A 13,658-nucleotide genomic window follows, 5' to 3' on the forward strand; every position below is an offset into this window, starting at 1 on the left:
CGCGCCATCCGTGCCGGATCGGTGGACGGTTGGTAAACGGTTGGGTGGACGGCGCGCCGCGCCTCCGCCCGTCAGGGCAGCGCGGCGCGCGGATGGGCTCACGTAGACCGCCGCGAGCAACCGCTCGGGCGAGCTCCATGAATCGATGAACGGAAAGTAAATTCGTTCACGCGCCCGTCAACCCGCCCCACCGGCGAGCGCGACGGTTGGATCAGAACGCCTGTACGCCGAGCACGACGCCGGGCCAGGCGCGCTCGGTGCTGCTGGCGTCGTCGGAGCCGAGGGGGGCGCTGCCGTAGGGGCTCAGCTGGGCGTCCTTCGGGGTGCCGCTGAACGAGACGTTGAGGCTGGGGCCTCCGAAGATCGCGAGCTCCGAGAAAAGGCGGAAGCCGAGGAGCGCGCGCGCCTGCGCGATCGTGGCCGCGGGCTCGAGCGAGGACGGCTCGTGGAGCGTGTACCCGAGCACGTCGAGGTCGATATAGGCGCGCTGATGGATGGGGATGCGGCCGCCCAGGCCGAGCGCAGAGACAAGGAGAGGGCGATTGCCGATCGTGCGAAGGCCGATCCCGTAGATGTTGTGGATGTGGTCGCTCCCGTGCTTGACGCCGGCCACCACGATGCCGGACTCGAGCCCCCAGACGTCCAGGTGGAGGCGGCCCTTGCGGATGAAGTTGAACAGCCCGAGCGAGAACGGCGAGTCGTTGGCGTAGTTGACGAGGCCGATCTGCGCGCCCCCCACCTTGCCGGTGGCGATGTTGAGGAGCCCGATCTGCACGTCGGTCGACTCGCTCGCGGCCACGTTGGTCAGGCCGGCCTGCAGGTCGGTCGACGCGCCGACGGCCACGTTGACCAGGCTGATCTGAGTGTCCGTCGCCTCGCCCAGGGCGACGTTGGCCACGCCGATCTGCGCGTCGGTCGCCTCGCTCACGGCGACGTTGGTCAGGCCGACCTGCAGGTCCACGGACGCCCCCACGGCGACGTTGGCCACGCCGATCTGGGCTCCGTTGATCGGGCCCGCCGCGACGTCGAGCGCGCCGATCTGCGCGCCCGTGACCGGGCCGGCGGCGGCGTTGAGCATGCCGATCTGCGCGCCCCGCAGCGAGCCGGCGGCGTTGACGCCGCCCGTGAGCTGCACGCCGCGCGCCGGACCGAGCACGACGTTGGCCGCGGACGAGAGCTGCGTCCCGCACAGGAACGACGAGGAGATGTTGGCGCCCGCGCTGAGCTCGACGCCCGTCGTGCCCGCCGTGTACCCGGCGACGAGGTTCAGCGAGTAGCGGCGGATCACGTCCGTGCCGGTGTACGTCGAGGAGCCGACGAGGGGGACGACGTCGGCGCCGAACAGGACGGCCCTCGCGCCTGGAGACGCGCACGGAGGCGGCTCCGGCGGCGCGGGGCGCGCGGCGTCGGCGGCGCGCGCGGCGCGGGGAGGCCCGTTCGGCCTGGCGGCGGCCGGCGCGGGGCGCGCCGGAGGCGCTGGCTGGGCCGCAGGCGCTGACGGGGCCGCTGGCGCTGACGGGGCCGCAGGCGGCTCCGCGGCGGGGCGCTTGCCGAGCGCCGCGGCGAGCTCCGCGGCCTCGTCCCGGACGAGGTTGCCCGCGAGCAGGGCGATCGCCTCGGCGGCGCGCTGGGAGTCCGAGGGGACGTCGATGGTGCGCTCGATGCGGCGGCCGTCCGGGGCGCGGTACGTCAGCGTGACACGGCCGTCGGGCTCGCCGCGAAGGACCAGCGTGGGGCGCCCGGCGGTCGCTGCAGGGGTGAGCGTCACGGCGCCGCCGAGCTCGCGGCCGACGGCCGCGCTCACCGCGTCGGGATCGAGCGTCCACGGCGCGCCGTCGATGACGAGGTCGACGCCGGCGGCGCTCGGCTCCTCGGCGAGGACGCCCGCGGGAAACGCGGAGATCGCCGCGAACACGGCCGCGGCCGCGAGGGCGCGCAGCAGGACGACGCCCGCGCGGAGGCCTGCGCTGCGCGCGGACGTCCGGTCACGGCGCGGCAAGCCGCAGGGAGCCGCGGAGAGAGGAGCGGTGTCGTGTGTGTTCATCGACCGTGATGTGCCCGCTCGCCGCGCGTTCGTTCACGCGCCGCGACGCTCACTCGTCCGCGCCGCGCATCGCCTCGAGCAGCGAGCGCGATTCTGCCTGCCGGTAGCCGCCGAAGGCGCCCTGCGCGAACGGCTCGAGCGCCCGCTGCGCCTCGTCCTTGCGGCCGAGGCGAACGAGGCAGAGGGCGCGGTTGTACTGGGCCTCCACGGCGAAACGGCCGCGCGGCGCGGCGGCCAGGTACGCGTTCCAGGCGGCGAGCGCGGCCGCTGGATTGCGCTCGACGAAGTGCGCGCGGTGCGCCGTCTGATAGAGCGCGTCCGCGTCGGGTCCGGCGGGAGCAGGCTCGATGGCCTGCGGATCGGCCGCCGCCGGCCGCTGGGCGGGCGCAGGGCGCACGGCGCTCGGCGCGACCGGCCGCGAGGCCGACCGGACCGGCGCGACCGCCAGCACCGGCGCGCGCGGCGGCGCAGGGGCGATCGGGGGCTCCGCGATCGGCGCAGGCAACGGCGGCTGCTCCGGCGCGACCGCCTCCGCGCTCGCCTCGGCCTCTGGCGGCGCGGGCGCCTCGGCCTCCGGGGGCGCGGGCGCCTCGGCCGCGCGCCGCGGCCCGGACAGCGCGCGCTGCGACGGCGGCGCGGGCGGCATGGCGGGCACCTCGGAGACGCTCAGGCCGAGCCGCGACGCCACATCGTCCCAGCCGCCCGGGAACCAGCGCGCGGCCGAGGCCCACGCGACCGACCCGACGAGCACGGCGGCCAGCGGGACCACCACGCGGACCGTCGCGAGGCGGCGGGCGCGCTGGGCCTTCAGGCTCCTCATCACGCGGGCGCGCGTCTCGTCGCGGCGGGCGCGCGACGCGTCCGCCTCCACGCGCAGCGCGCGCGCGGCCTCGCGGAGCACGTCGTCCTTCTCCTTCACGTTCACGGCGCCCTCTCTTCCAGCAGCGTCCGGAGCTTCTGCTTGGCGTGGAACAGCCGCGTGCGCACGGTGGCCTCGGGCACGCCCATGATCTCGGACGCCTCGCGCGAGCTGCGCTCCTCGACCTCGCAGAGCACGAACGCCACGCGCTGCGCGGTCGGCAGCGCGTCGAGGGCGCGGTTCAGGGCCTGGGCGAGCGCGGCGCGGCCGGCTTCCCGCTCGGGGCTCGACGCCTGATCCTCGTCCGGCTCCAGGGCGAGCCGCTCCATGGCCGCGCGGCGGCGCGCCGCGGCGCGGAGGTGGTGGCGGGCGTGGTTGACCGCGATCGCGATAAGGAACGTCTTGAGCGAAGAGCCGCCGCGGAACCGCTGCGCGGCCTGCGGCAGGCTGATGAAGACGTCGTGCGCCAGGTCCTCGGCGGACGCGTCGTCGCCGGTGAGGCGGCGGGCGAACCCGCGCACCGCGGCGTAGTGCTTGTCGTACGCCTGGCCGACCGCCGCGGCGTCCCCGCGCCGCAGCCGCTCGACGAGCTCTTCTTCCTCGTCCTGCGCGCGCTCGGCGCCGCGGGAGAAGAAGAACGGCATGAGGAGCGCCATGGTCTTCATCGGTCGCCACCTCTCCCCGGCGCGCGGGGGCTCGTCGGCGCCGGGCGGCTGTGCCCCCGGAAAACCCGCTGCTCGCTCCGTCCCATCTCGGTCCATCCCTGCGCCATCATCGTTACACCCGAACGCGCCCGGCGGCGTTGCCCGTTTGCCATCAACAAGCGTCGGAGAGCCCGGGTCGACATAAGGCACACCCCGTCGTGCCCGGCGTGGAGGAGAGCGTTCATGGTCGGCGCGTCGGTTTCGTGCCCGGAGGGGTCGGGGACGTTCAACGCCGGCCCGCAAAAATCGACCGCCGGGGTCCGGACGGCTGAAATCGACGGCCAGGGGAGCGATCGACCGCCGGGGTCCGTCCCGCCGCCCGGGAGCTCCGGACCGTCGGCCGTCGAGATCGTGCGCAGGCCCGCGACCCGTTGAACGGAGCGCGCGGCAGCGGGCACGCAGCTCCGAGTGGGCAGAGGGCGCGCGCCGACGAGCCGCGCCGCTGCCCTGGATCAATCGCTATCAGGAGTGATGACCTATGAGCATGCGCACGGCCTTCGAGTGGGGTCTCGGTCTCTCTTTGTCCTTCTTCTCGATGACGACGGTCGGTTGTTACATCGAGACCGGCGACGATTGCGACTGGGACGACGACTGTGTCGACGCGCCCGATGCGCCCGACTTCGATCGCCCCGATTGGGACGAGGACACCGAGGAACCCGACGGTGACGCTGCGAGCAGCAGCGGCGGCGAAAGCAGCGCGAGCGGCGGCGAAAGCAGCGCGAGCGGCGGCGAAAGCAGCGCGAGCGGCGGTGGCGAGAGCTCACCAGGAACCCCGGGCGCCTGCCAGGCGGCGTGCGACTGCCCGAGCGGCGACGCGTGCGTCGAAGGGACGTGCAAGACGCCGTGCGCGGCCTCGTGCGAGTGCCCCGAGGGCGAGTCGTGCGAGGGTGGCTATTGCGCGCCCCCGCCCGAGCCGGCCATCTCCTGCGAGGCGAACTGCGACTGCCCGAGCGGCAGCGCGTGCGTCGAGGGCGTCTGCACCTGAGCCGCGGGGCGCTCCCCGAGGCCGGCTCCCCTCTGACGCGGCCTCTTACCGACTCCGGTTCACGCACCGATTCGCACCGCGTCGCCGATGTTCGTTCTTGATTGCGCGTCCACGATAGGCCCTCCTGCATGCCCGTTCACCTTGACAGCCGGGTTGCTGGCTCCGGGTGAGGCGTATGCAGCGGGAGCAGCACTTGGGCTCGACTGAGATGATGTCACAACGCACTTACCGCCCGGCTGGGAAGAATCGACGACCGAGCGCGGTCTGCTCGGGCCACCGCGTCCAGAGCTCGACGCGAAGGTGACGGGGGTCGAGCCGACGCTTCGCCCAGAGTACCGAACAGGTTGAAAGCTGCCTGAATTCAATGAATTGCGAAGCCCGACCGCTCTGCCGGGAAGCGAGCTCCAGGGACCAGGAATGCGAGAAAGATAGAAACCGCAAGGGCGCAAGGGGCGCAAGGGACCAGAGACGAGATAGTTTTTGTCTTCCCCTTGCGCCCCTTGCGGTTACTCTTCCCTTCCGTTGGTTTCTTCGGGACTTCAACGTGATCGGTGCCCTAGTGTTTCATCACGCCAGGCTCCAGAGCTCGCCAAGAATCACGACGACGACGACCGCTGCCGCAAGGATGTTGGCCTCTCGAAGCTGCCAAACTCCCGCGACGACACCATCGCCACGTGTCGCTACATCAAGCTCCTGCCGGGATAGCTCTCAGGGACGTTGGTCACCTCTCAAGGGGGTTTCCTGCGCCCGGCGTCATTCTTCCGCCCCTCGCTCAAGGGGTTCGCCGGACATTGCGGCGCCTCACCGCCGACATCGGCGGCGAGTCCTGGCGCGTCTACAAAGCTCGTTGAGCAGGCACTCCGCGCGGCGCGGGCTTCGATTCGCGGTCTGCCTCACAAACAGAGACATTATTGTTCCACTTGGGGCGTTCCAAAGAGACGCGCGTCCGCCAGATCGATCGCTTTCTCGCCGGGCTCGCCCACGCGGATGGTGAACGCCCACGGGCGGGGGAGGGAGCGTGTCCGGGTGGAGTCGGAGCGATGACGCTCGGACACGTTCGGCCGCCTCGGGCACGCGTGCTTCCGGTGGGGTTGGTTGCGAGACTTGCCCGCGAAATGATCAGGTGCCAGAACCCAATTGAAGGCGCACCGAGGGCACTGCCAGCACAGCGATTGTGAGGGGGCGGCACGGCTCGGAATGTACGTGGCCGCACATCGGGAGGAGAGAGCATGAGTCCTGGCCGAACGTCCTTCTTCAGCATCGCGATTACCATCGTGGTCATCGCTGGTGCATGCAGCGACTCCGAGTCCGTTCCGGGTGTCGCGCGCGAGGCATTGAGCGGACTGACTCCGTTCGAGCAGGTCCAGGCGGCATGCGCCGGCGATTACACGAACGAGCACCAGTGCATGACGTGCGTGGCGCGCGCGACTGCTGAGCTCCGAAAGAGCGGCGTCATCACCAAGGGAACGCTCGTCTCCGCGTTCGTGCAACCGTGCTCCGCTCACTGCATTCCGACATCATGCACGATCGCAAGCAAGAACTGCGGCTCGATCTCCGACCTGTGTGGCGGGACTCTCGATTGCGGTACGTGCAGCCCGCCCGCCATCTGCGGCGGTGGCGGCATCCCCAACGTCTGTGGGCAGCCGCCGAGCTGTTCCGACAACGTCAAGAACGGCAACGAGACCGGCGTCGACTGCGGAGGAGGGACCTGTCCGGCCTGCCAGGAGGGCGGACAATGCCTCGTAGCGTCCGACTGCGCGACCGGCGTGTGCGTCGGCGGCATCTGCCGGGCTGCGACCTGCTCCGACAACGTCAAGAACGGCAACGAGACCGGCGTCGACTGCGGAGGAGGGACCTGTCCGGCCTGCCAGGAGGGCGGGCAATGCCTCGTAGGCTCCGACTGCACGACCGGCGTGTGCGCCGGCGGCATCTGCGGGGCTCCGACCTGCTCCGACCGCGTCAAGAACGGCAACGAGACCGGCATCGACTGCGGGGGAGGGACCTGTCCGGTCTGCCCGGTGGGCGGACAATGCATCGTAGCGTCCGACTGCGCGACCGGCGTGTGCGTCGGCAGCATCTGCCGGGCTGCGACCTGCTCCGACAACGTCAAGAACGGCAACGAGACCGGCGTCGACTGCGGAGGAGGGACCTGTCCGACCTGCCCAGCTGGCGAGCAATGCGCGGTAGGAGCCGACTGCACGAGCGGCCTGTGCGTGGGGGGTATCTGCCAGTAGCAGGCAGCGGGCAAGCTCTTGTAGAAGGCCTCAAGACGATATCCCCGGCCCCGAGCAAAGCCGCTGCCGCTGCCCTGTCCTCATCGTCTGGATCGAGCGCCGGACTGGTCGTGCGCTGGCACCTGCGGAGGCCCTTCGATAGGCATTCCGCGCTCTGGTACCGCTCGTCCGCATCCTTCGCAAGGAGCCTCATGACAGTCGCCGACACGGCCGGAGGCACGGAGTCCGGTGGACCGCGGGCAGCATCGCCTTCACCTCTTCACGGGAGGCCTGGGGTGGCCATACACAAGCCCGCCCGGCGCCCATGGTGGCGATGAACGCGCTCATCGTCGATGGATGCTTGTAGCGAATCAGCTGCGAAGCGGGGCGATGAGCGAGGCGGGGGAGCCCAGGCTCACCGCGACGGGATGAGCCGCTCGAGCCGGGACATGTACCCCGGCAGCTCCGCCGCCAGCGCTCCGGGCAGCGCCCGGTCCGCTTCGAACAACATCGCCAGGTTGCCGTAAAGCGCCGCGTCCGCGAGGCTCGGAGCCTCGCCGAACACGAACGGCGCTCGCCGCAGCGTCCGGACGGTCGGCGCGAGCAGGGCGCGCGCGCGATCGAGCAGCGCCGGCGTGTCGCGCTCCCACTGCTCGATACAGCCGGCGCCGAACTTGCGCTCCTTGATCAGCGTGTACAGGGCGCGCTGACCCGGCCGCTCCCAGGCGTCGCGGATGCGCGGCGACGCGACTCGAAACAACACGTCCTCGAGCGGTCCGTCGCAGAAGTCCGCGTACGCCCAGACCGGCCCCTCGAGGACGTCCAACGTCAAGCGCCGGGCGGCAGGGTCCTCGAGAAGCAGCTCGCAGATCCGCCGTGACTCCACCGTCACCTGGCCGCCGTCGCCGACCAGCACGGGCACGTAGATATAGCCGCCGGTCACGCGGGCCAGCTCGTCGCGATCATCATACGGCACCTCGACCAGCTCGTACGGGCGAGCCATGAGGTCGAGCAGCATCTGAACCTTGCGGGCGAACGGGCTATATCGGAGTCGGTAGAGCTTCATGGCTCCCGGGATACCCCGGCACACCGGGGCGAGCGAGTGAATGTTTTCCATGGTATATGAGGATTCCTCATGACCAGCCCCGCCCCGGGGGATCGCCCTCCGCCGCTGCCGTCGCTCACCGCCCTGCAGGCGTTCGAGGCCGCGGCGCGCCATTCGAGCGTCACCCACGCGGCCCGCGAGCTGGGCGTGACCCAGGCCGCCGTCAGCCATCAGCTCCGCGCCCTCGAGGACACGCTGGAGACGGCGCTGTTTCGGCGCTCGCCGCACGGCATCCGCCTGACGGAGGAGGGCGAGCGATGGGCTGCGGAGCTCAGCGTCGTGTTCGCCAGGCTGCGCGAGGCGAACGCCCGCCTGCGGCGGCCCGCCGCGGACGCGCGGCCCGCCGTGTCGGTGAGCGTCACGCCGTCGTTCGGGGCGCGCTGGCTCGTGCCGCGGCTCGGGCAGTTCCTTGTGAGCCACCCGGAGGTGGACGTGCGCATCTCCTCCACCGAGCGCCTCGTCGATCTCGCGAGAGAGCCGGTGGACATCGGCATTCGTTATGGACTCGGCAGCTACCCGGGCCTGGTCACCGTCAAGCTGGCGGAAGACGCCCTGATCGTGGTCGCCGCGCCGAGCGTCGCGAGCAAGCGCGCGCGCTGGCGCGTCGAGGACCTGCGCCACGAGGTGTTGCTCGGGGACGACCACCCCGACGCCTGGGGCCGCTGGTTTCGCGAGCGCTCGCGCCGCTTGCCGGCCCGGGTGCGCCAGAGCCAGCTCACCGACTCGTCGATGCTCGTGGATGCGGCTGTGCGCGGTCAGGGGGTGGCGCTCGCGCGCTGGTCGCTCGCGGCCGCGGAGCTCGATGTCGGCCGCCTGGTGCCGCTCTTTCCCAAGCTCCCGGCGCTGCCAACGGGCCTCGCTTACTACCTCGTGAGCACGCGCGCGAGCCTGCGGCGAAAGCCGGTGGCCGCTTTCAGGGACTGGATCGTATCCGAAGCCGCGAGCCTGCACAGGCCCGGAAGCTGAGCCGCTGCCGCCGCTAGCTAAGAGCGGAGATGTGGCGGCGCGGGGTCAGCGCCCCGGCCCGCGGCCGACGAGGCCGTAAAGGACGATCCGGTGGACCGCGGACAGCATCGCCTCCACCTCTTCGCGCGAGCCCTGGAACAGCCACGGAGGAGAGAAGCTCGCGTAGGCGCGCAGGAGGGCGCGCGCGGTGAGCTCGGGGTCGGCGGCGTCGAGCTCGCCGGCGCAGGCGCCGCGCGCGACGAGATCGCGGAGGAGCGCGCGCTCCTCGTCGAGGAAGCGGTCGTGGGCCGCCTTCACGGCGCGGCTCTGGCAATGCACGAGATCACACGCGTGCGCGCCCGAGCCGGCGAGCTCCAGGAAGCAGCGCGCGCGGGCGTCGAACACCGCCCGAAGCCGGTCGCAAAACGGCACGTCGTCCCCGGCCGCGGCGGCGCGCATCGCGGCCATGACCGCGCGGTGCTGCCCCTGGGAGAGCTCCTCGACGATGGCGTCCTTCGAGGCGAACTCCAGGTAGACGGCGCCAACCGCGATCTCGGCCTCGCGCGCGATGTCGGCGACGGTGGTCTTGGCAGGCCCGTACCGGCGGAGGAGCCGCTCTGTCGCCTCGAGGATCCGCTTTCGCCGCTCAGTGGCGCCGCCGGGCTGACCGTGCTCCATGAGGTGAGCGATGTTCTCCCGGATTCACGGCCGGGGGAAGGGTCCCGGCGGGCGGCCGGAGGGAACCATGGGGACGGGGGCGCGGCGGCGCGCTGTTGGCGATGGCACGAACCCGACGGCGCGGGCCGCGCCGACGCGACGGAGCCCAGCCCCGAGATTGATTGCCGTCCGTCCGGCGGCTATCGTGGGCTGGCTTTGCACCGGATTTTCCGCGAAGATCGCGCTGTTCACGGGGTCCGCGGTCCGGCGAGCGAAGGGACCGAGCCATGACGAGCAGCGCGCCGACACACGACGAAGCCGAAGGGCTGGTGCGACCGGGGCAGGTCATCGCCGGAAAGTACCGCGTCGAGCGGGTGATCGGCGCCGGCGGGATGGGCGTCGTCGTCGCCGCGACCCACCTCCAGCTGGAGGAGCGCGTCGCGATCAAGCTGCTCCTGCCGGAGGCGGCCCGCTCGAGCACGCTCTCCGAGCGCTTCGTGCGCGAGGCGCGCGCCGCGGTGAAGGTGAAGAGCGAGCACGTGGCGCGCGTGACGGACGTCGGGACGCTCGAGTCCGGCACGCCGTACATGGTGATGGAGTACCTGTCGGGCAGCGATCTCGCCGACGCGCTCCGCGCCGGCGGGCCGATGTCCCCGCAGGCGGCCGTGGAGTACGTCCTCCAGGCCTGCGAGGCGCTCGCCGAGGCGCACGCCGCGGGCATCATCCACCGCGACCTCAAGCCCGCGAACCTGTTCCTCACGCGGCGCGCGGACGCCTCCCCGTGCGTGAAGGTGCTCGACTTCGGGATCTCGAAGGTGGCGACCGGCGGCTCGGATCCGCGGATCACCGACACGAAGGCCGTCATGGGGTCGCCGCTCTACATGTCGCCAGAGCAGCTCAAGTCCTCGCGGGACGTCGACGCGCGCACCGACATCTGGTCGCTCGGCGTCATCCTGTTCGAGCTGCTCAGCGGCGCGCCGCCGTTCGACGGCGCGACGATGCCGCAGCTCTGCGTGGCGATCATGCAAGGGATCCCGCGCCCCCTCGCGTCGTTCCGCTCGGACGTCCCCCCGGCGCTCGAGGCGGTGATCCGGCGGTGCCTGGAGAAGCTGCCGGAGCAACGGTTCCGCCACGTCGGGGAGCTGGCCGAGGCGCTCGCGCCGTTCGCGACGGGGCGGGCCAGGCTCTCCATCGACCGGATCAGCGGGATCTCGCGGAGCTCGGGGCCCCCGCGGCCGGAGCTCGCCTCGGGGAGCGGCGTGACGACCTCCCCGACGGTGGTGACTACCGCGCTGAACACCTCGCCGACGTGGAGCGGGACGGTCGTGCCGCGGAAGCGGCCTGTGGGGCTCGCCGTCGCGGCCGGCGCCGGCGTGTCGCTGATCGCGGCGATCGCGGTCTTCGCGTTTCTGACATCCCGCTCGGCCCGCTCGCACGTCGACGGCGCCGCGATAGAGCCGGCCGCCAGCGCCTCGGCGGCGCCCTCGCCGGCGGACGCGGCGGCGCAGCCCCCGGTCACGCCCGCGTCGCTCTCGCCAACCGTCACGCCCGGCGGCGCCGAGGCCCCCGCGCCGATGGATGAACGTACGGCGGCGCCGAGCCCGGCCGAGGTCCCTCCCGCGGCGTCGGCCAGCGGCAAGCCCACGGCGCCGCGCCGTCCGAGCGCTTCGCCGCGCCCCACGGCCTCCCCGCAGCAGGCTCCGGTCACCCGGCCGCCCGCCGCTCCGGCCGCTGCGCCGCCCGGCGGCAACCTGTTCGACGATCGCAAGTGAGGACACCACCATGACGAGCCTGCCCGTGCAGCACCTCGGGCGCCTGCTGGCGCTCGCGATGTTCCTTGTCGCCCTCCTCGCGGGCGGCGGCGACGCGAGGGCCGATACGGCGGCCGCGCAGGCCCTGTTCGACGCGGCCAAGCAGCTGATGGCCGAGGGCAAGTACGCCGACGCGTGCCCCAAGCTCGAGGAGAGCCAGCGGCTCGACCCGGGGATCGGCACGCAGTTCAACCTCGCGGCCTGCTACGAGCAGCTCGGCCGGACGGCGAGCGCCTGGTCGATGTTCCTCGAGGTGGCCGGCGCGGCGAAGGCCGCCGGCCAGCTGGAGCGCGAGAAGGTCGCGCGGCAGCGCGCCGCCGCGCTCCAGCCGCGGCTCATCCGGCTGACGATCACCGCGCCGGCCGACTCCCCGGCCGATCTCCAGGTGAAGCGCGACGGCGCCCTCGTGGGGCGGGCGCAGTGGGGCACGCCGGTGCCCGTGGATCCCGGGAAGCACACGGTCGAGGCCTCCGCCGCCGGCAGAGCGCCGTTCGCGAGGTCCGTCGAGCTCACCCGGGCGGGCGCCTCCGAGACGCTGGCCGTCCCGCCGCTCGCCGCCGGCGCGCCGGCGCGCGACGCCGCGCCGCCCGCGAGCGGCGCCCCGGCCCCCGCACGCGCCGCCGCGCCGCCTGCCGGCGCCCTGGCCCCCTCGCACGCCGCCGCGCCGCCGGCGAGCGGCGCCCCGTTCGCGCCGGTCGCGCCGGTGGCCAAAGGCGCGCCGGCGCTCCCGGCTGCCCCGCTGACAAAGCGCCGCAGCAAGGGCATGATGGTCACGGGCATCGTGTTGACGAGCCTCGGCACCGTCGCCGTCCTGGGTGGGGGCCTGGTGATCGCCTCGTCGTGCTCCGGCGATGGCTGCGGGTACGACGACAGCTCCAGTGACCCGTTCTCCGATAATGTGGACTACGAGGAAAGCGACACGGAAGGCGCCGGGGTTGGGCTCGTCATCGGCGGGCTCGTCCTCGCCGGCGTCGGCATCCCGCTCGCCATCATCGGCGGCCGCAAGGTGCCGGTGCAGCCGGAGAAGCAGGCCGCCGCCGCGCCCGCCCCGCCGCCCGAGCTCGTCATCGGCCCGCGTTACGCCGGGCTCCGCTGGTCCATGTGACAGCCGACGCAGCGCCCGGCCGTACGCCGGCGCGCGCGGGGGAGCCGTGAGCGCTCACTCCGGATGATGCGGCACACGGTGCCGTCGAGATCGACAACCTAGACCTCGCCATCGCCGGCCTGCCCGAAGCGGGCGACGTTGAGCGATGAACGCGCGCCCGGTCGCCAGGGAAAGCGTGACGCTCGGAAGAGGCGATAGGGCAGAGCTCGACGGCCTCGTGTTCGGGCGATGTCGCAAAGCGAAGCCCGGGCGGCGAAGATCCGGTGTTGGAGGTGCGCGCGGCGCGCGCGGTCGAGGACGCGCGTGCGCGCGCCGCGCGCGCACGCTGGACGGCGCCGCTCCGGCGACACCCTAGAGCGCCGACCGCTGCGCTCGGGGCGCGGCGAGATCGCGAAACGAGCCCTGCGATCCACGCATCGATATCGATGGAGCTGGCCCCATCGCCGCACTTCGAGCGAGGCCAACCACACGAGAGCATGGCATCCGTTTTCCCGCGCTGGAGCAACACCGCGTTCCGACTCGCCATCGCAGCCGTCATCCTCGGCGGCGCGGCGGCCGTGGCAGCGCCGATGATCTACGTGCGCACGGCTTGGAACACCGGACAGAACATGCCCGTGCAGCAGCCGGTGCAGTTCGATCACAGGCACCACGTGCAAGACGACGCCATCGACTGCCGGTTCTGCCACCACACGGTCGAGCGGTCGAGCACGGCGGGCCTGCCGTCGACGGCGGACTGCATGGGCTGTCACAGCCAGATATGGAATCAGAGCCCCAAGCTCGAGCTCGTCCGGAGCAGCTATTTCTCGAACGCGCCGATCGTCTGGAACCGCGTCAACGACGTGCCGGACTTCGTCTATTTCAACCATGCGATCCACGTGAACAAGGGGGTCGGCTGCGTGACGTGCCACGGCCGCGTGGACCAGATGCCCGAGGTCCGCCAGGTGGCGCCGATGACGATGGGCTGGTGCCTCGAATGCCACAGGGCGCCGGAGCGCCACCTCCGCCCGCTCTCCGCGATCACGGACATGGATTGGGACGCCGGCCCCGACGCGGAGCGGATCGGCCGGCAGATCGCGCAGCAGCTCGGCGTGCGGCACCTCGTCCACTGCTCGGCCTGCCACAGGTGAGCGCGCGCGGGCGCGAACAGAGCAACAACACAGGGGATCACCGAGGAACAACCAGGACACCTACGAGAGCACGCGAGGACGAGGCGCTATGGGCGGCCAGCAG

Annotated in this window: 11 protein-coding genes; 6 read left to right on the forward strand and 5 right to left on the reverse strand. The window is 72.2% G+C overall.

Annotated features, from left to right (window positions below):
* Positions 1-211: 211 nt before the first annotated feature.
* The 3 genes from WME90_RS23605 to WME90_RS23615 are packed head-to-tail and all read right to left on the reverse strand — an operon-like array spanning position 212 to position 3,568.
* Positions 212-2,044 carry an LA_2272 family surface repeat-containing protein gene (locus WME90_RS23605; protein ID WP_437283435.1) on the reverse strand — a complete coding sequence of 611 codons (1,833 nt, stop codon included), beginning with the start codon at positions 2,042-2,044 and terminating at the stop codon, positions 212-214.
* 49 nt (positions 2,045-2,093) lie between these two features.
* Positions 2,094-2,969: a hypothetical protein gene (locus tag WME90_RS23610; RefSeq protein WP_437283436.1), complete on the reverse strand. Its 876-nt coding sequence runs from the start codon at positions 2,967-2,969 to the stop codon at positions 2,094-2,096.
* Positions 2,966-3,568, reverse strand: a complete 603-nt coding sequence (locus tag WME90_RS23615) for an RNA polymerase sigma factor (RefSeq protein WP_437283437.1) — start codon at positions 3,566-3,568, stop codon at positions 2,966-2,968. Before WME90_RS23615 ends, WME90_RS23610 begins: the two co-directional genes overlap by 4 nt.
* A gap of 517 nt (positions 3,569-4,085) precedes the next feature.
* Between WME90_RS23615 and WME90_RS23620 the strand changes: the two genes are divergently transcribed.
* Positions 4,086-4,592 carry a hypothetical protein gene (locus WME90_RS23620; RefSeq protein WP_437283438.1) on the forward strand — a complete coding sequence of 169 codons (507 nt, stop codon included), beginning with the start codon at positions 4,086-4,088 and terminating at the stop codon, positions 4,590-4,592.
* A 1,229-nt stretch (positions 4,593-5,821) separates the two neighbouring features.
* Positions 5,822-6,826 (forward strand): hypothetical protein, encoded by a 1,005-nt coding sequence (locus WME90_RS23625; protein WP_437283439.1) that lies wholly within the window; start codon positions 5,822-5,824, stop codon positions 6,824-6,826.
* Between the two features lie 394 nt (positions 6,827-7,220).
* Here the strand turns inward: WME90_RS23625 and WME90_RS23630 are convergent, their stop codons facing one another.
* Entirely contained in the window at positions 7,221-7,922 is a 702-nt protein-coding gene (locus WME90_RS23630) for a glutathione S-transferase family protein (RefSeq protein ID WP_437283440.1), read from the reverse strand.
* Positions 7,923-7,940: 18 nt separating this feature from the next.
* Between WME90_RS23630 and gcvA the strand changes: the two genes are divergently transcribed.
* Positions 7,941-8,876 (forward strand): transcriptional regulator GcvA, encoded by a 936-nt coding sequence (gene gcvA / locus WME90_RS23635; RefSeq protein WP_437283441.1) that lies wholly within the window; start codon positions 7,941-7,943, stop codon positions 8,874-8,876.
* 45 nt (positions 8,877-8,921) lie between these two features.
* Here the strand turns inward: gcvA and WME90_RS23640 are convergent, their stop codons facing one another.
* Positions 8,922-9,533 (reverse strand): TetR/AcrR family transcriptional regulator, encoded by a 612-nt coding sequence (locus tag WME90_RS23640; RefSeq protein WP_437283442.1) that lies wholly within the window; start codon positions 9,531-9,533, stop codon positions 8,922-8,924.
* Positions 9,534-9,799: 266 nt separating this feature from the next.
* On the opposite strand from WME90_RS23640, the gene WME90_RS23645 reads away from it, so the two are divergent.
* From WME90_RS23645 to WME90_RS23655, 3 genes are all read left to right on the forward strand, one after another.
* Positions 9,800-11,284, forward strand: coding sequence for a protein kinase domain-containing protein (locus WME90_RS23645; RefSeq protein WP_437283443.1), 1,485 nt, complete (start codon positions 9,800-9,802; stop codon positions 11,282-11,284).
* Between the two features lie 10 nt (positions 11,285-11,294).
* The gene (locus tag WME90_RS23650; RefSeq protein ID WP_437283444.1) at positions 11,295-12,428 is read left to right on the forward strand and encodes a hypothetical protein; all 1,134 of its coding nucleotides are present in this window, start codon (positions 11,295-11,297) and stop codon (positions 12,426-12,428) included.
* 476 nt (positions 12,429-12,904) lie between these two features.
* Positions 12,905-13,555: a cytochrome c3 family protein gene (locus tag WME90_RS23655; protein ID WP_437283445.1), complete on the forward strand. Its 651-nt coding sequence runs from the start codon at positions 12,905-12,907 to the stop codon at positions 13,553-13,555.
* The last annotated feature ends 103 nt before the right edge of the window (positions 13,556-13,658 follow it).

Source organism: Sorangium sp. So ce375, assembly GCF_051473855.1.
Classification (GTDB): Bacteria; Myxococcota_A; Polyangia; order Polyangiales; family Polyangiaceae; genus Sorangium.